At 60.0% G+C, this 18,352-nt stretch carries 13 protein-coding genes; 4 read left to right on the top strand and 9 right to left on the bottom strand.

Features of this window, described 5'->3' with window-relative positions; genetic code table 11:
- Positions 1 to 301: 301 nt before the first annotated feature.
- The 5 genes from GDA65_17905 to GDA65_17885 form a co-directional block, all read right to left on the bottom strand.
- Positions 302 to 571: a hypothetical protein gene (locus GDA65_17905; GenBank protein MBA5864559.1), complete on the bottom strand. Its 270-nt coding sequence runs from the start codon at positions 569 to 571 to the stop codon at positions 302 to 304.
- Positions 572 to 633: 62 nt separating this feature from the next.
- A complete protein-coding gene (locus tag GDA65_17900) occupies positions 634 to 768 on the bottom strand; it encodes a transposase (GenBank protein MBA5864558.1) in 135 nt (44 codons plus the stop codon).
- 326 nt (positions 769 to 1,094) lie between these two features.
- Positions 1,095 to 3,290, bottom strand: coding sequence for a DUF3488 domain-containing protein (locus GDA65_17895; protein ID MBA5864557.1), 2,196 nt, complete (start codon positions 3,288 to 3,290; stop codon positions 1,095 to 1,097).
- Entirely contained in the window at positions 3,262 to 4,404 is a 1,143-nt protein-coding gene (locus tag GDA65_17890; protein ID MBA5864556.1) for a DUF58 domain-containing protein, read from the bottom strand. Before GDA65_17890 ends, GDA65_17895 begins: the two co-directional genes overlap by 29 nt.
- Positions 4,405 to 4,479: 75 nt before the next feature.
- Positions 4,480 to 5,886 carry an AAA domain-containing protein gene (locus tag GDA65_17885; protein ID MBA5864555.1) on the bottom strand — a complete coding sequence of 469 codons (1,407 nt, stop codon included), beginning with the start codon at positions 5,884 to 5,886 and terminating at the stop codon, positions 4,480 to 4,482.
- 1,163 nt (positions 5,887 to 7,049) lie between these two features.
- On the opposite strand from GDA65_17885, the gene GDA65_17880 reads away from it, so the two are divergent.
- Together GDA65_17880 and GDA65_17875 are read left to right on the top strand one after the other, a co-directional pair.
- On the top strand, positions 7,050 to 8,069 hold the full coding sequence (locus GDA65_17880) for a hypothetical protein (GenBank protein MBA5864554.1): 1,020 nt from the start codon (positions 7,050 to 7,052) through the stop codon (positions 8,067 to 8,069).
- Positions 8,070 to 8,340: 271 nt separating this feature from the next.
- A complete protein-coding gene (locus GDA65_17875) occupies positions 8,341 to 9,153 on the top strand; it encodes a hypothetical protein (protein MBA5864553.1) in 813 nt (270 codons plus the stop codon).
- 381 nt (positions 9,154 to 9,534) lie between these two features.
- Here the strand turns inward: GDA65_17875 and GDA65_17870 are convergent, their stop codons facing one another.
- The gene (locus GDA65_17870) at positions 9,535 to 10,278 is read right to left on the bottom strand and encodes an arylesterase (protein ID MBA5864552.1); all 744 of its coding nucleotides are present in this window, start codon (positions 10,276 to 10,278) and stop codon (positions 9,535 to 9,537) included.
- Positions 10,279 to 10,393: 115 nt separating this feature from the next.
- On the opposite strand from GDA65_17870, the gene GDA65_17865 reads away from it, so the two are divergent.
- Both GDA65_17865 and GDA65_17860 read left to right on the top strand, forming a co-directional pair.
- Positions 10,394 to 11,098 (top strand): ATP-binding cassette domain-containing protein, encoded by a 705-nt coding sequence (locus GDA65_17865; protein ID MBA5864551.1) that lies wholly within the window; start codon positions 10,394 to 10,396, stop codon positions 11,096 to 11,098.
- A complete protein-coding gene (locus GDA65_17860; GenBank protein MBA5864550.1) occupies positions 11,095 to 13,767 on the top strand; it encodes an FtsX-like permease family protein in 2,673 nt (890 codons plus the stop codon). The genes GDA65_17865 and GDA65_17860 overlap by 4 nt, the downstream gene beginning before the upstream one ends.
- A 23-nt stretch (positions 13,768 to 13,790) precedes the next feature.
- Here GDA65_17860 and GDA65_17855 read toward each other — a convergent pair whose 3' ends face one another.
- Genes GDA65_17855 through glk form a run of 3 tightly spaced genes read right to left on the bottom strand, consistent with a single transcriptional unit; the run spans position 13,791 to position 18,348 of the window.
- Positions 13,791 to 16,568, bottom strand: coding sequence for a M1 family peptidase (locus GDA65_17855; protein ID MBA5864549.1), 2,778 nt, complete (start codon positions 16,566 to 16,568; stop codon positions 13,791 to 13,793).
- Positions 16,565 to 17,266, bottom strand: coding sequence for a ribose-5-phosphate isomerase RpiA (rpiA, locus tag GDA65_17850; protein MBA5864548.1), 702 nt, complete (start codon positions 17,264 to 17,266; stop codon positions 16,565 to 16,567). Before rpiA ends, GDA65_17855 begins: the two co-directional genes overlap by 4 nt.
- Positions 17,263 to 18,348, bottom strand: a complete 1,086-nt coding sequence (gene glk / locus GDA65_17845; protein ID MBA5864547.1) for a glucokinase — start codon at positions 18,346 to 18,348, stop codon at positions 17,263 to 17,265. Before glk ends, rpiA begins: the two co-directional genes overlap by 4 nt.
- Between the last annotated feature and the right edge of the window lie 4 nt (positions 18,349 to 18,352).

The raw sequence follows: 18,352 nt of genomic DNA, 5'->3' as shown, positions 1-18,352 counted from the left end.
GCCAGAATTTGCTCTTCCGTATGCCCTCGTCGTCGTGCCATCGTCGGGTCCTCCTTGGGGTCAAGAAGACCACGCCGCCGACCGTTTTCTCAAGCTGCCGTTGGCCTAGTTTTCGGGTTTTGGGTCAACTGTTGGTCGGCCCTCTCTGGTACACACATCGACCACGGTCAAAGCCCGAATCCGTTGTCCATTCGCCGGTTGATCCGCCACAACGTCCAGGTGTCATTCGACCTCGTCAGTGGTAGCCGATGTGCACGAACGACCATCGCGTTTCGCCGCCGTGGAGGCCGAGGACGGAGCGTCAGGCCTTCTTTCCGGTAGAGGCGATAAACCAGTGCTTCCCGACCGCCCAGTCCTCGCGATTCAGGAACACCCGAATTTTCCGGTATCCGTAGCGGACCCGTGCCTGGGCCATCTCTCGGATGCGCTGCCGCAGCTCGACGCATGGATGGCTCTGATACCGATACGTGGCCCTCGCGCAGCAGACGGTGCGGCAGGCTCGCCGCTCACGGATCGGATACGGCGTGTCCAGATAGCGCACGACGATTCGCCGCTGCGAAGGCCGTGCCATTTGTTTGCGAGCCCATCCTGCAGCGGCCCCAACTCCCGGACTTGCTCCGACTCGACCCCGGCCTATCGCCGCGTCCACCGATAGAAGGTTTGTTCAGCGATCCCGAGATGACGGCTGAGATCGGCACCCGGCGCGCCCATCTCACCCTCTTTGAATACGGCCACGATTTGCTCGCCCGTGACACGCGTGCGTGTCACGGCAGCCGCCTTTCGCCCTGAAGGGGAATGAGGCCGGACACTCTCCTTCCGATTGATTCAAACACGGCGGGGCCGACCATTGTGTGCGCTGTCACGTGTCGTATGAATACGAATGCAACCTCTGGAGCTGTTCCGCCGACGAGCCTGAACCGAAGGAGGGGTCGCTTCTGAATGTATGAAGAAATGAGATATTGGGTTGTGTCGACCAGTTGCTTTCAGTCAATCAATCAAGTTGCTCCACCCACTTTCTGCAGATTGTCCTGAAAGAATCCGAGCGGTGCGTCTCGGACTCCGCACTATTCCATTGCCGTCCAGCGTGACGGTGGTTAGGCGTGGGTTGTCGAAGGCCCAAGAAGGCGAAGTGCTCGCAGCTGAGCCTCTGCTATGGCGATGTCCTCTTCGGTGAGTGGCGCTTGACCAAAGCGCACTCGCGAGTAGAGTTGTGTCAGAGCATGGGCAGAGGGCCAGGCCTCGCCCCATCGCGCTTGAATCTGATCAAGAAACTCGAGTGGCGTGGTGCCGGCTGATTTGGTGATCCCCCGCTGCGCGCAGCACTGTAGCATGGTGGTGTAGAGCGTAATGACGGTCTGTTGTTGCGTTGAAAAGACCCGGTCATGCGTAGGCCCATTCCGGAACCGGCGCAGGATCCTCATCCCTCCATAGACTGCGGCGAGCGCCAGCAGAAAAGTGGCCGCGTGGTGCGGAACACCGGAGGGAGTCAGGGTGGTCACCACGCGGCTGATTATAGCGACGGCCTGAGCCGACAGGGCGCTCATTGTTTCGGAGAGGCCTGCCCGTACAGCCTCCCCGCTTTCTCGAATACCTTGCACGACGGTGAACTGGTCATGCGCGCTGTAGTGGACGAACAGACGATCCCACTTGATACGGAGCGAATCCATCGCACTAGTGGCTGACTGCCACCAGGGGGCACCATCCGCGTCTGGAGAGGGAGGGGTGGGGTCCATGGTGATCCAGCCTGATTGCGGAAAATAGACTTCCACCCAGGCGTGGGCGTCTCGTTGACGAACGGTGTAGTAGCCGCCGTAGTCATTCCATTCGGTTGCAAGAAATCCGGTCACCAGCCGGGCGGGTATTCCCACGGTGCGAAGCATCACCACCATGGCCGTCGCATAGTGTTCGCAATAGCCGGTTTTTCGAGTCAGAAGAAAGTCTTCAAGCGGATGCGACGATTGCAGAGAAGGCACATCCAGGTTGTATCGATAATGAGCCAGCAAATGTGCGCGAACTAGAGTGACGGCCTGGGCGATACTGGTCGCAGGTTTGGTAATCTGGCGTGCCAGCTCGAGGATGTGTTCGTTCACGGCGGGCACTTGAAGATACTGTTGGAGGACAAAGTCCGGGTAGGGCAACGCAGAGGCCTGTTTCTCCACTGCATTCAGGGTTGTCGGCGAGGAATAGACGGTGTATTGGCTACGCGCATGGAGCGGATACGGCAGGGAAAGTGAGCCCATCAGATCGGATTGGATGGAAAGAAAGTGGCCCTTGACCGACGTGGGAGACGGAGCGCCGAACAGCACGGTGGTGTCGATGGGCTCAAGGAGAATGTCCTGTCTGAGCGGTCGCGCCGCACCCGATGGTTTGGTACCGGACGTCCGGAGCGTGAAGGTTCCTTCGGGAAGCTCCGTCAGCATGCGGCGATGCGGCAGGCTGTTGCTCCAGGATTTTCCATCATACCGATTGTAGGCGGCGCCTCGAAGGTACAGGGGCTCCCGCTTCGAGTCGTGCTCCGTGCGATCCGGAAGTTCCACTCGCATGACAATGCTCGGGTCTTGTTTGACTGGCCCGATGACTCCCAGATCGACGTGCTCCGAAAACCCGGTCGTGCGTAAACTTTCTCCATGCGTGTTTTGAAAGAATCCCACCCCGACTCGCGGAATCATAAAAAAGAACAGCAATGTGAGCGCGAACGCGCCTGCCGCCATCACGTTGGTGGTCCAGAAGAAGCGCGCTGTGAGGTGCGGGAGCAATGGGAGGGATGGCTCTGTGTGAGGCGCTTGTCGCGGTTCCGTCGTCTCTTCCCGTTCCTGCAACAGGTGATAGAGCAGAAGGGTCCAGACGCCGATGACCAGAAAGACGAAGAAAAATGGGGCGTACCACAGTTGCGTCGTCAGCGCCGCGGAGGCCAGGAGTGCGATCAGACTGATGGCGTAGAGATGCAGGAAGTCGCGTCGTTGGTCGAGGTTCGAAAGTTTGTTCACCAGGAGCAGTACAAGAAAGTGAATTCCCGCCGGAAGGAGCTCCCGTGAGATGAGAAGGAGATCGATCCAGAACCCCGTGAACGCAAGAAATAGAAAGATGTTCCAGGTGAGGGCTGAGAACCGGAGGCGACCGATGACAGCGGAGATCGCGCTGTGGGACTGGATGCGCAACAACGCCGTGGCGAAGGTCCCCGCCGTCAGGACAAGGAGCCAGAACGGCAGGGTAATGGCGAGTGTCAGGCTTGCGAAGCCGGTCGCTGCCAGCAGGATAGAACTAAGCCGAAAGGCGTGATCCAGCGGCATCGAAGAGGTCCTCGTGCGTGTAAGGGGTCAGGATCTGGTCGACGGCTGGAAACATCTCGCGGAGGGCCTGGTCCGTCGATGATGAGATCAGGAGTGTGGGGCCATCCTGGGACCGGACCAGCGCTTGGACCAGCGTGTGTTGTACGGCCGCATGATCGCCTACGGGGCGTCGCTCACAGAGCGCCAGGGCATGGAACAGATGCCGTGGCGGCTCGTCGGCGTCGGCCAGGAGTTCTGGTTGATCGCCGAGCAGCAAGCGGAGCCGCACGCCGTTGGTCAGAAAATGATCAGTCAACGAGGCGGCGATGGAGAGCGCTCGTTCGAACGTCTCCTCTTCTTCGTCCGGTGCGACCGTAAAGACGGCGAGCGTGATCATGCGTTGATCTTCGGCTTCGGTCTCTTTGAGCATGAGTTTGGCCGTTCGTGCCGTCGTCATCCAATGGATGGCGCGCGAATCATCCCCGGGGCGAAACTCTCGCAAATTGTAGAGTGAATTTCCGTGGCCGCGCCGGGCCTGGGCTTGATCATAGCCGATCGCGTTCATTTCCTGGACCCGCATGGGCGGCAGCGGAATGAGTTCGGGACAGGCGATGAGGCTGGCCTCCTGCGGGTAGAACGCTTTCTTGTGAAACAGTCCGAAGGGAAAGGGGGTGACGACGCGGAGCCCGTCGAGTTGATATCGCCCTCGGCGTGTGATGCGCAGCGGGTAGGAGCGCAAGGTCGACGCCCCCGGCGCGAGGTGCGCGAGGTGAATGCCGCGATCATGATCCTGGCCGGCGACGACGTCCACGAGCCGCAGGGAGACGCTCGGAATATGCGATTTGCGGTTGGCAATCCAGAGCGTTGCGGAGGCCGGTTGATTCACAAAGAGCGTGTCGGGGAGATGACGATGAAACTCCAGCCGCCGCACGCATTGTTCCGAGAGGAAGCTGGATAACACGATCAGGCTGAGCATCATGGCCAGGAGGAGGTAGAACAGATTGTTGCCCGTATTGACGGCAGCGACTCCGACGGCCAGGGTGAGCAGCAGGAAGCGAACGCCTTCCGTTGTCACGCTGATCGCGCGATGCCGGGAGAGTCGATGGAGCCAGGTGTGGAGGGTCATGGATGCCATGCTGGTGGCCTGTCGTCCAGCGAACGGTCGTGTGGCGCGGTTGGTGGCTGGGCCACTCCGGCGCCAGGGCAGTGGTTACACCGGAACCGGAATGCTCTCGAGCATGTCGTGAATGACACGTTCCGTGTGCTCGACGCTTTTCGTGCGTGTGCCTTGAGCGCGGCTGAGCATGACGCGATGCGAGAGGACGACCGGAGCGAGTTCCTTAATGTCTTCCGGCAGGCAATAGGTTCGATCTCGCACGAGCGCGAGGGCCTTCGCCGACTTGCAGAGGGCGAGTGCGCCTCGCGTACTCACCCCGAGGGAAAATAACGGGTTCTGTCTGGTGGCCAGCACGATGGCCAGCAGATACTCCATCAGGCTGTCTTCCATTCTCACTTTATCCGCCTGGGCCTGAAGATCCAGAATATGTTGCGCGTTCAGGACCGGCTCAATCTCATTGGCCGGATGCAGCGATTGCGGCCTGTCCAGCACCTTCTTTTCTTCCTCCGGCGTCGGATAGCCGATGCAGACTCGCATGAGGAATCGATCCAGTTGGGATTCCGGAAGCGGAAAGGTGCCATGATATTCCGCAGGATTTTGAGTGGCAATCACCATGAACGGCTGTTGGAGTGGATAGGTGTGGTTGTCCACGGAAATCTGGGCTTCGCTCATCGCTTCCAGTAGGCTGCTCTGCGTTTTCGGCGTCGTGCGATTGATCTCATCGGCCAGCACGATGTTGGCAAACAGCGGACCCGGCATGAACTCAAAGGCCTGTTTTTGACGATTGAACACGGAGATGCCGACGATGTCGGATGGCAGCAGGTCACTGGTGAACTGAATGCGCTTAAAGGAGCAATCGAGCGAACGGGCCAGGCTGTGAGCCAGGGTCGTTTTACCCACCCCCGGCACGTCTTCAATCAGCAGGTGCCCGCGCGCCAACAGGCAGACAACCGCCAATTCAATGGCCCGCGGCTTGCCCTTGATGACCAGCGCGATATTGTCCTGTAACAGTTTGATAGATTGAGAAGAATTCACGATGGGGTGTTTTGGGAGCAGATTATGTTCGTACCATGGCGTGTATGCCCGAAGTCTAACAAAGGGGCCGGGGACCGTCAATTTATACGGGCTTTCATGCGGGGTCGTGGGAGGAATCGAATCCTGCCCGCTTTGGACACGAACCTGTACGCAGTAGTTAAGACAGTGAGACGGGTTCGGGTACGAGCGTGAGCAACCAGGGGGGCGTTTCTTCTGACATGCTCTGGAACTGCCTGGCCGTGCTGCTGGCAGGAAGGCCTTCGAATAAAGCACCCCGCTGAACTCTGACCTGCCGGAAGCGATAGGATGCAAGGCGGCCGGGACCCATGCGAAGCACCGAGGGAAAACGCTGCCGCAGCGGCGCCAGGTCCGACAACAGGCAGGAGCCGCTGACAGGGAGGGCTGACAGTCGATGGTAGATGTCCCCGAAGACCTCAGGCAGCGTCTGTGCTGACAACACGACATCGGCGGGCCTGACACGCGGGTCATCGATCAGCTGCGAGAGGATTTCCCAGCATACCTGGGAGTCCACAGCCCCCAACACGCAGAGGGCTCCGCGGGTGGCCATCAACTCCAGCAGGGCAAGCGGCCCGCGAATATCGAACTTCCAGGGCGGAAACAGCAGGCTCCGTCCGGCATGGTGCACCTCAAGGGCGGCTTCTTTTCCGTGTCGAGTTTGGCGGGAATCCCCCTTGGTGCGTCGCAGTTCTTCGGCGAGGCAGGTGGGGGAGAGGCGGGTCGGTTCGTAGGCAAAGGTGGGCGTAGCCGGCGCCCAGCAGGTGACGATGAGATAGCGGGCTGCCAGGCGCTGATCTCGTTCCAAGGCGTCGAGGGCAAACATGTCCTGGTCGCCATAGAACCGGAACTGCAGGCCCGGCTTGGCGCGCAGGCGATTCAGGCGAAGCGGAGGGGCATGTAATGGCCCTCCAAGTTGCGACGCGGGATCAAGCCGGTCGAGGCAGTGGAGCACGAGCGGCCTGTGTTGCGCGGTCAATGACGGTGTATACAGGGTGGCCAGTTCTTCGGCAAAGGAAAGGTCCCCTGCCCCCAGATCCAACACCGATGCCGGAAGTTGGTCCGTTAATACATCAAACGGATTCTGGTGCTCTCGGATAAACCGGTCGATGGTGTCTGGCGAGACGGTCGGCAGGGGCCACCTGGTCGTCGATTTCGTTCGCACCTCAAAAAAAACGCACAAGGCCCGCAGGGCTTTGGTGGGCGGGAGCCCGGTGAGTTGCTTGAGCAGGTCGGCGCAAGAGGTCCGATCCGCAGCTGCGAGCACTGCGGGTATCGCCGCCATGAGACGCTGCTTGAGCCCGTTCGGTATGGAAGAGGCCTCAATTGCGTCGATCAGGGTCGTCCGGGTCGCGGGCCAGTCTGTCGGAGTCACGAGGTGACGCGAGGCATCCCAGGAAGAGGCATCGAGTGACCTGGCGGAGCTGACCTGTTTCCGGAAGGCTGCCAGGCTGTCGGAATCAACAGGCATGAATCAGTCAGGAGTGTATAGAAAGGCGCGCGGGTTGCCGATGCACGATAGTTCGGTCGCGTCGCGCAGAGTATCGGGCCGGTTGTGAAGGAGTCAAGCGCCTCGTCTTGCGGCTGCATGAGGCGTATGTTAGGTAGACGATATGCGTCTCTCACAACAGCATTCGCGCGAGAACAGCTGGAAGTGCCTCAGATGTGCGGTCGCCATGCTTGGTCTGCTGCTTGCCCTGTGGGGCTGCCAGACGAACGCACATGTGACCGCGGCGAACCCCCAGGTGTGGGACGAATGGTCTGTGGGGCAGGTGTTGGATGCGAAGACCGGACGCCCGGTTTCACGAAGTGAATGGTTGGATGAGTTGGCGGGATATGATGTGATCTATCTGGGAGAAGAACATCACAATCCGTCCCACATCGAGGCTGCGCTGACGGTGCTTCGGTCTCTTGTGAGCCGGGGGCGCCGGCCTCTGCTCACAATGGAGATGTTCGGATGGGAAGGCCAGCCGGCGCTCGACCAGTATCTTCTGTCGAAGGAGCCTCCTCGCCAGGAGTTTCTGGAGCATGTCGGATGGAAGAGAAATTGGGGCGGAGCCTTTGAGGATTATGAGCCGTTGGTGCAGTTTGCCAGGGATCAGCGGCTTCCGGTGTTGGCCATGAATTCACCGAAAACACTGATTCGCCAGGTCGTTAAACTGGGGCTAGCGCAGGCGAAGGAGCAGTCAGAGTGGCGTCAGTGGGGCATGGAACAGGAAACCATTGTGGATGATCCGGCGTATCGCTCGCGGATTCTGTCTCAACTCCAGGCCTGCCATGGAGGCGGTGCACCGGAAGACTACCAGACCATGTACGAAGCCTCCATGGTGAGGGACGAAGGCATGGCCAAGACGGTCACGGCGGCAGTGAACCGGGTTCGCATCGCGGGTGGTGACCAGGCCCAGGGGCCAGTGGTGAGTTATACCGGCGGCGGACACGTCCAATATCGAGTACCGGTGCCCAATCGCGTCGCACGACGGGTTCGGGATGGACTCAAACCGGTGACCATCTATATGGCCACATTCGAACAGGAACGAGCGGCAGAACTCTATCAGGCCATGCAGGAAGGGATTGCGGATTTTGTGTGGTTGACGCCGCAAGGGTCTCAAGGGGCTCCTCGACGGTGCCGATAAGAGATTCAGTGGTCGAGTCAGGGCGGCCCTGCCGAATTGGTTCGGCCTCTCCAGGCGCCCCCCGTCATTGGGACGGTCGCATGGGGGAGCCTGGCGCACGCTCAGGTTCCGTGCCTGGGTGATAGGCCTCAGAGGTAATTGTTCCATGACACTGCGGCGATCGTTCGACAAGTTGCAAGGGCGACTCACTGGAACCAACCATTCCACAGGTGGCACGATGCGGGGGAAAATCGCATGTTCGGCGGATCGCCTCAGTTTATTGGAGGCGGACATGATCAGCTCCATCGTGGAGCCCAATGCGTTCCAAATCGGAAGGCAGTACCAGACGGAACGCCGGGTGCAACTGACCGACGCCTCGGATACCGAGTTCACTTCGTCTGTGATGGGCAATTCCGGGCTGTATGAGCAGACCATTTGTCTCAAGAATGGCCACCTGGAGGCTGCGTGCTCCTGCACATTACACGAACAACCCATCTGCCGGCACGGCGTGGCCGCGCTGCTCGAGTATCACCGCTGGTCGAAGGCGCGGGTAGTTCCCAGGGCGCGACCTGCGGCCCCTCGCCCTGAGGCTGAGAGGGCCACGGCGAAATCCGCCCCTTCCGGTGATGTGAAACTCAGCGAACTGAATCAATTCAGCGATTGGATGCAACGGGTGGTTCAGGCCATTCAATCCGGTCAGCCAGTTCCCGCTCAGCCCGATATCGAACCGGGCCTGGTTTCGACCTGGACGCGGATCATTCAGCAATTGGATGAACGAAGGCGGGAAAGCGAAGTCGCGCAAATCGAACTCGATACGGATATTCGCAATCGGGACGCGGTGGTCGCCCGTCTGACTCAGGATCTGGAAGTCTCCGTCAAGGAAGCCAAGTCTTTGCAAGCAACGTGTCAAGATCTCCAACGAGAGTTAGAGCAACAAAAGGCCTCTCTTGGGAAATCCAGCGAACTTTCCCGCCATGTTGAACAGTTCGAGAGCGAAGTCAGGGCTATTGCCGGTCTCTTGACCGACAAAGGACGCCGATTGGAAGGGCTCTCCGATACCTGTCGAGATGTGGCGGCGATGCTGAAAGCACTGGGGAAGGTGTAAGGGCGATCCTTCGTCCAAACAGGCGCTCTTCTGTGTGACTCCGGGCCGCAGCCTTCTTTTTTCTCCCCCCTTGCGTCATCCCTGGTCCCTTCAGTACAATGCGGGCCTCTTTGGGCATTCCTTGACTACAAGGGGGAGATCATGAACAAGCTGATAGCAGGAGTCTTGGGTGGAATCGGGGCGCTTCAGGCGACCAATGCATTGGCCAATGTCAGTGAAGGTCCGCCGGATTACAGTGGTATCACGGGCCTCTATTACACCTTGATCGCCTTGATCCTGGCATTCGGGGTGTACGACACCTTCTTCAAGAAGAGCTAACTAGCTTTTCCAGATCGAGCGGCGTGAAATGTTCCTCCGTTACAGAAGGACGGAGAGAATGTTTCACGCCTTCTTTTTTGGATTCGCGTGGCTGGATTCGCGGCTTTTTAGGAGCGGAAGCAGTGTGTGCAGCACGTTTTGCACCACAATCCGATAGCCTTCCCCGGTGGGATGGATGCCATCGGGTTGATTAAGCGTCTGATCACCGCCTACTCCTTTCAGAAGAAACGGAATCAGTGGAAGGGAATGAGCCTTCGCCAGGTCTCGATACATCGCTTCAAATGTGGTCGTATACTCTTCCCCGTAGTTCGGCGGCAGCTTCATGCCCGCCAAAATCACCTGCACCCGGGCCTCCTTCAATTGTGTGATCATCGCGTCCAGGTGCGAACGTGTTTCCGGCAGCCCTAGGCCACGCAGTCCGTCATTTCCGCCTAATTCGAGAATCACCAGAAACGGTTTTCCGGCCAGCACCCAGGATACTCGACGGAGTCCGCCAGCCGACGTCTCTCCGCTGACGCCGGCATTGAGCACCTGATAATGAAGGCCGAGTGCATCGAGCTGTTTCTGAAGTTGCGCAGGGTACGTCTGGTCGGGGGAGACTCCCAGGCCGGCGGTCAAACTATCGCCGAATGCGACGATTCTGGGCCGGTTGTCGGATTGTGGAATTGCCGCCGAGGTAGGCGGATCCGGTGCGGGCTTGTCCTCACTCGATGCCTGAGGCCTGGAAAGATCAGCGGGGGTGGGCGAAGAGGGAGACCCGGAGGAAGATTGGTCGCAGCCCACGAGCCCGCTCAAGAGCAGCGCCATGAGGCCGCCTCTGAACAGACATGAGGTGAGTCGGAAAAGGTCGGGGCCGCTCGTCATCTGTACAGTATAATATGAAAACTGTTTTTGAACATGCGGTCGACGGATCACCATGACGATGATTGCCACCCAACATGTGACGATGCAACTGGAAGCCGGAGGCGAGACGGTCACGATTCTCGACAATGTCACCCTGGACATTCCAGAGAAGCAAACCGTGGCAATTGTCGGGCCGTCCGGGAGCGGCAAGTCTACCCTGCTGGGTTTGATCGCGGGGCTTGATCGGCCGACATCCGGAGCCATCTGGCTCAACGGACGTGAAATTACGGGACTTGGCGAAAAGGCGATGGCGCGTCTGCGCCTGGCCAACGTCGGGTATATCTTTCAGTCCTTTCACCTGATTCCGACGTTGACTGCGTTGGAGAACGTGTCGATTCCGCTGGAGCTGGCAGGCGACCGTGATGCCCGCCAACGGGCCCTCGAATTGTTGCAGGCGGTGGGGTTAGGGCACCGGGTCTCGCACTATCCGGTTCAGCTCTCCGGAGGGGAACAGCAGCGGGTTGCCGTCGCGCGTGCGTTTGCCTGCCGGCCACCGATCCTATTGGCCGATGAGCCGACCGGGAACTTGGATTCTCATACGGGGCAGCAGGTGATCCAGCTCATCATGGCATTGCACCGGGATGCCGGCACCACCCTGGTTCTGGTCACGCACGATCTGCAATTGGCTGCTTCGATGGAGCGGGTCATTACCCTGCGAGATGGCCGGATTGGGTCTGATCAGCTCACCTCATCTCACTACCACGAGGCCGGCGACCAGATATGATGCCGTTCTGGCTCATCCTGGCCTGGCGGGAATTGCGGTCGTCCTGGCGGCATTTTGTGTATTTTCTCGCCTGCATCGCACTCGGCGTCGGGGCGGTGCTCGGGGTGTCGCTCTTTTCGACCAATGTGGAGCGCGCAGTTCTCAGAGAGGCGCGCGGGTTGCTCGGGGGCGATCTGGAAATCCGGCTGTCCAGACCTCTAGGCGGGCCGGGCTCCGCCGTGCTGACGGATCTTGCGTCGCGCGGGATCGTGGCCACGCGTGTGACTGAACTGGTCGCGATGGTGGCGCGAGTTGATCGGGCCCAAGGCAGAATTGACGTCAGCCAGCTTGTCGAGTTGAAAGCGATCGAAGCACGGTACCCCTTGTATGGCGTGGTGCGGGTGGACCCGGATCGGCCATTGACCGAATTGCTTCACCTTGCAGGTGAGCGCTGTGGAGATATGTGCCATGGAGCGGTGGTCCAGGAAGCGTTGCTGATCCGGCTGGGCCTGGTCGTGGGCGACGCGATCAGGATTGGGCAGGCTTCATTCCGGATCACGGGCGTGATTCATACGGAGCCGGATCGCATGGCCAACATGTTCAGCCTCGGCCCGCGCGTGCTGGTTTCGCAGGAAGGGCTGGCAGCAGCCGATCTCATCAAGCCGGGGAGCCGATTGCGCGAACGGCATCTGTTGAAACTTCCCTCTTCCGTGGCGCTATCCCCGCTTGTCCACGAGCTTCGGGGACGTCTCGCGGCCGACTCCGCGCGCGTGTCTTCGTATCGGGATGCTCAACCACAGCTCAAGCAGTTTCTCGATCAATTGGCGCGGTATCTCGGGCTCGTCGGGCTGACGGCACTGTTTGTCGGAGGGATCGGCGTGGCGCTGTCGATTCACGCTTTCGTCCGGGAAAAGCTTCCCTCTATTGCCGTTCTCAAGACTGTGGGGGCGGATACCCAAACCATCATCTATTCCTATCTAGGCCAAGCCGTCGGCTTAGGCCTGTTGGGCAGCGTGGCGGGGATCGGCATTGGGGTCGCCTTGCAAGCGGTCCTTCCGCAGGCGGTGTCCACCTTGCTGGCGACAGACGTGCTCCAGCAAGTCGAGTTTACCTCCGTACTCTCCTTCGCGGCAGTGGCGCCGCTTGGGAAAGGCCTGGGCCTGGGCGTACTGACGACGCTGTTATTCAGCCTGTGGCCTCTGCTGACTATTCGGGACATCAAGCCGGCGGCCATCTTCAGGCGTGACGTGGAACGCGCAGGCGCCTCGCTGGTGCGACGCGAGAGATCCTGGTGGAGACGCGCAGTACGTTTGATGACGGCGGATCCTCTTCGAACCGTTACGGCGGTAGGAATCGGGATCGGACTGGCAGGGCTCTCTATGTGGCAGGCTGGATCGCTGGCGATCGGAAGCCTGTTTATCGGCGGGTTGCTGGTAGCCATAGTGAGCTTGGCCGCGGCGGCCCAGGCGCTCCTGCGCGGATTGCGAGCATTGCCGGCGCCGGGGGCGTTGTCCTTGCGACAGGCGCTCAGCAACCTTCAGCGTCCGGGCGGACACACCCTGGGGGTGATGGTGTCCATCGGCGTCGGCGTGATGGTGATTCTGGCCATCGCGTTACTTCAACATGCGCTCGTGCGGCAGGTGGGAGAAAACCGTCCGTCCGATTCGCCGACCTTCTTTTTTATCGACATTCAACCCGATCAGACGAAGGCTTTTGGCGAGCTGGTTCATCGACGCACCGGCGATCTCGCTCCTTACCTGACTCCGTTGGTGCGGTCGCGGATCCATGCCATCAACGGGAGAACGGTCAGCGACGAGCGCGAGTCCCAGCAGGAGGAGCCGCCTACCCAATCGAAGGATGAGAAACGCAAGAGCTGGTACGCGAATCGCGAATATGTGCTGACGTTTCTCGATCACGTGCCCAAGGATAATACGATTGTGAAAGGCGCCTGGTGGAAGCCGGGGCAGGTGTTTTCGAGGCCGCAGGTGTCTGTCGAAGAGGAAGCCGCCAAAAGTCTCGATCTCGACATCGGCAGCCTGCTGGATCTCAACATTCAAGGGACCATTCTGCAAGCCGAGGTGAGCAGCATCAGAAAAGTCGAGTGGGGGAACTTCTCAACCAATTTCTACATGATCTTCTCGCCCGGCTCGCTCGATGCGGCGCCGATGACGTACGTCGCCACGGTTCGGGTGGCTCCCCAGGACGAAGTCGCCCTTCAGTCGGCCGTGGTCGCGGCGTTTCCCAATGTCACGGCCATCAACATCGGCGAAGTCTTGAGCAGCTTTGCGCGCGTGCTCGATCGTCTGTCGCTGGCGATTCGCGGCGTTGCGCTGTTTTGCCTGATGGCCGGAGCGCTGGTGATGGCGGCGGCGCTGGCGGCCACGCGGTATCAACGGTTGTATGAGGCGGTGATCCTCAAAGCGCTTGGCGCAACCCGCGGGTTGATTGCGCGGTCGTTTGCGGCCGAATATGCTGTGCTGGGATGTGTGGCGGGGGTGATCGGCGTCGCCCTGGCCAGTCTGTTCGCCTGGGCGATCTTACGCTATATCCTGGAATTGCCCTGGGCGTTGGAATTGCCCTTGCTCGGCATCGGATTGGCCTGTACCGTTCTGCTGACGCTCCTCGTCGGATTCCTCAGCACCTACCGCATTCTCGGCCAGCCCCCCTTAACCGTGCTTCGGCACGAATGACGCGAGAGACGATTTCGATCCTGTCAGGTCATCTTGCGAGCCAACACGGCGCGAATCGCCTCGCGATCGCGTGTACGAAACTCGACAGCGATCCGCAGTTGTTCTAAGTACTGCTCCAGCGTCTTTCCGCCGAGGTCAATCTTGCGGGACGCAAAAAAGTCCCGGACGTCCCGTTCCAATTCAGGGGTTGAGAGGCCGGTGATCCCTCCGCACATTCTCCGCAACCCGCTTTTGGGAAACAGCTTATCCATCCGCTCCCAATTGGTCTTCACAAATTCCCAGGCCTTGTCGCGGATGTACACATTGTGGAGAAGGCTGCTGACCAGGAACGGCGCATCCTGAGTGCGGATCTCGTCGGTCAAGGTTTTCGCCAGCGTCCGCTCCAGCAGGTCGGGTGCTCGGAACGCGGCAAGAGAAAAAAGATAGCGGCGTTCTTCTTGCGGGGTGGCTGCGTGACGGAACCGGCCGGCAAATTCTTCATAGCGAGCCGCATCACCGGTAAAGGCCAGGATGGAGACCAGGGCTGGAATCACGTTGGGGTCGATGGGCCGCGACTGCTGCTGAAGGGCTGTGTAGGCGTCATGCGCTTGAGCTTGCACGCTCTCGTCGCGTCCCAGCGTGCCTAGCGCGCGAATGATGTCGCCGCGCAATTCTTTGACGAGATCACGCTCGTCGGCGCGCGGCGTCCATCCGAGATGCTGAAACAAGGGCGCGACCCGGTCGCGTACCAACGCAGCCAGCAACGGTCGATCGTCTTCGGCCAGGAGATGATTGATCGTGGAGAATGACCCCAACATGACGGCCCAGACATGGGGGTCCTCTTCCCCGCGGAAATGTTCGGTCAAGGCGAGGTAGTCGGCCGACGAGACCATGCCGGCCAGGGTGGCGGCCCAGGTATCATTCAAGAGATTGAATCGTTCCACCGGAGCCAGATGGTTCAGGCCGTCCTTCTGCAGGCCGCTGAGTAAATCGGCGCTGTATCGAACGCGGTAAAACCCGTGTCCCCCTTCGTTAGCCAGCACCGAGGTCCAGCCTTCGGGCAGGGAGATGCGATTCTCCCGATCACTGAGCAGAATGCGTCTGGTTTCAGTGCCTCGCGCCGTGGTGATGCGCAATTGAACCGGAACCTGCCAGCGTGGCGCCGCCGCCTCGGCTGGTGTCGTGGAGGAGTGTTGGGCATAGGTGAACCGGCGTTGTGTCAGCGTCAGCGTGGAGGGCGCCTCGACAGCCAGCGAGAGCAAGGGATAGCCGGGCGAGAATATCCATTCGTTCATGAGGGCCGGGACATCCTGTTTGGAGGCTTGTCCAAGGGAGACCCAAAGGTCGGTGGTCTCGGCATTTCCATAGGCATGCGCCGTCAGGTAGTGGCGTACGCCGTCCCTGAACACTGTCGGGCCGATATGCTGTTCCAGCATGCGAAGGACTGAGGCGCCTTTCTCGTACGTCAGCACGTCGAACATGGCTTCGGCTTCCTTCGGCGCGCGCACGGGAAATTCAATGGGTCGCGTGCTCAGTAATCCATCCACCGAGAGGGCGGCGGCGCGTGCCATGCCAAAGGCCGTCCAGCGTTCCCATTCCGGCTTCCAGGCATCGACCACCAGCATTTCCATGAATGTGGCGAAGGCTTCGTTGAGCCAGAGCCCGTTCCACCAGGCCATGGTGACTAAGTCACCGAACCACATGTGCGCGTTCTCATGGGCGACGACATCCGCAATACGTCCTTGCTCCGCGTGCGTGGCGGTGCGTTGATCGAGTAATAAGGCGGTTTCCCGAAAGGTGATGGCGCCCAGATTCTCCATCGCGCCGGAGGCGAAATCGGGAATGGCGATCAGGTCAAGTTTGTCGCCCGGATAGGGAATATCGTAGTACTCGGCTAGAAAATTGAGTGAGTAGACGGCGATCTCATGCCCGAATGGGGTCAGGTGTTGCTTGCCCGGCACGGACCACAGGCGAACCGGCGTCTGCCGGGCCATGATCGGGGTTGTCGACACCAGTTCGCCGACGATGAAGGCCACCAGATACGTGGACATCTTCATGGATTCCGCGAACCGCACGATTCGTTTGCCGCCCTCGATCCGGTCGTCGACGATTCGCGTATTCGAGATGGCCGTCAGAGCGGGGTCGATGGCTAAGGTCACGGCGAACACGGCCTTGAACTGCGGCTCGTCCCAACAAGGGAACGCCCGTCGTGCGTCCGTGGCTTCAAACTGCGTGGCGGCGAGGGTATGCGCCATGCCACGGTCATCTTTATACGTGCTGCGATAGAAGCCGCGTAACTTGTCGTTTAATGTGCCGCGAAAGGCGAGGCCTAACCTCCATACGCCCGGTTGGATAGCGGATGGAAAGGTGATGCGGCATCGCTGGTGTTCATCGTCCATCCGCGCAGTTCCGGTGCGGGGAGGTTGTCCCTCACCCGACAATGTCGCGGTCGAGATGTCCAGATCCGTCGCGTTGAGGAGAATCTCGTTGGTGGATTCGGTCACGGTCAGGGTAACCATCTCGTGTCCCGTAAACGAATGTGATTGGAGATCCGGCTCAATCCGCAGGTCATAGTGTGTGGGAATGACGTGGCGCGGGAGGCGGTAAGGATCGGACGCAGGTGAAGGTGGGGTCATCATAGTGTTCTTAGGCTGTCGTTGGTTGTGTGATGGATTCGTTCGGCTCCAGGCTGCCGGCACGAAGAACAGGGACGCCGCTCCCTGCCATGCGCTCAGCCACAGGACCGCATGGGTGGCGGCACGCACGATCAGCGCCGCCGTCTGCCGGCGTGTCACCGGCGGATCGCCGTGCGCCTCGTTCATGACTCCGGGGCATGGGTGATGTCGGCGCCTTGTCCATGGCCGACGATCAGGATGCTGGTCCGCCCGATGAACAGACCGGTTTCAACGATACCGGGAATCTGGTTCAGTTCAATTTCGAGTGCGGCTGGGTCATCGATGTTCGGCATATGCAGATCGAGGATGACATGCCCGGCTTCGGTCTGGAACACGTTCCCATTGTGCTGGCGCAATACGGCCCTGCCCCCTGAGGCCTCTTCGATGTGTCGCGCCGTGCTGCCCCATCCAAACGGCACCACTTCAATGGGCAGGGGAAAGCTGCCGCCGAGCGCCGGCGCGAGTTTCGTGTGGTCGACCATGACGATAAATCGTTTCGCGGCGGCTGCCACGATTTTTTCCTTCAGCAGCGCGCCACCGCCGCCTTTCACGAGATTCAATGCGGGATCAACCTGGTCGGCTCCGTCGATCGCAACATCGATCATCCAGGCATTGTCGGATTCGATCAGAGGAATGCCGGATTGTCTCGCGAGGGCGGCCGTGTCGTGAGACGTGGGAACGGCTTGAATCTTGAGCCCCGAGCGCACCCGCTCTCCAAGGGCGATAATGAGATGTTTCGACGTGGTACCGGTTCCCAGCCCGACGACCATGCCGTCATGGACGAATTCAGTCGCCTTCAGCGCCGCGTGGCGCTTTTCCAAATCGAGGTCGCAGGATGTTGTCATAATGAAGGAGACGATGTGAGTTCTGCCGCCACGGAGGCGGCGCCGAGCAGGGCGGTTTTTTCGTTCATCACGACCTTCACCGGAATCTGAGTCATGAGCCGTTTGTAGCGGCCTTTGTTGGTGAAACCGCGCATGAACGAGCCGTCCTGCAGTTTCTTGAGTAGTTTAGGGGCGATGCCTCCCGCGACGTAGACTCCGTCCAGGGTGAGCGCTTTTAGCGCCAGATTGCCCGCTTCTGCCCCATAGATGGATGCGAAGAGATCCAGCGCCTGTGTGGCGATCTCGGCTTGGCCCTTGAGTCCGGCCTCGGCGATTTCGGCTGCCGGATTCCCGGCTTTGATTTTTTCGGCCAGCCAGGTCGGCTCATTTTTCTTCGTGTCACGCACATACTCATAAATCGCATGCAGACCGGGTCCCGACACAATGCGTTCATAGCTGACGTGGAGATAGCTGCCGCGGAGATGTCGAAGCAGCTCGATCTCGCTGTCGCTGTTCGGCGCAAAATCGGTATGTCCGCCTTCCGACGGCATGGGATGGTAGCGGCTTCCATCCCAGTAGAGAAGACATTCCCCGAGCCCGGTTCCTGCCGCGATGAGGGCAAGGGCCTGTTTTTTCTTGGGCGGGGCGCCCGTGTTCAGCGCCACGACTTCATCGGCAGTGAGATGGAGGAGGCCATGAGCGGTGGCTTCCAGATCGTTCAAGAGGCGCACGCGGGGGATGACGAATCGTTCGGCCAGGGCGGCTCCGTCAATGAACCAGGGCAGATTGGTCGTTCGGCAACGGTTGTCGATCACCGGTCCAGCCACGCCCAAACAGGCTGCCGTTAATGTGATCGGTTCGGGAGCGGTTTCGACGGTTTCTGTCGTCGCATCGCGGTCTAGATCGACGGGCTCGTCTACAAGCGCGCCCTCTGCCGCCGGTTTGGGGGGCGGGGTGCTGAGGAATTCGTCGATGATCTCCTCGAGGGTTTTATAGTCCGCACTGTGGAAGCTGTCTTCGCGGACGGGTTCGACACGTCCGGTGGTCCACTCATAGAGTGCCAAATTGGTTTTCGTCCCGCCGATATCGCCTGCCAGAATCATGGTT

The organism is Nitrospira sp. CR1.1 (assembly GCA_014055465.1).
Classification (GTDB): Bacteria; Nitrospirota; Nitrospiria; order Nitrospirales; family Nitrospiraceae; genus Nitrospira_A.
Note: the sequence above shows the minus strand (reverse complement) of the source record. Positions and strands in the feature narration are given on the sequence as shown.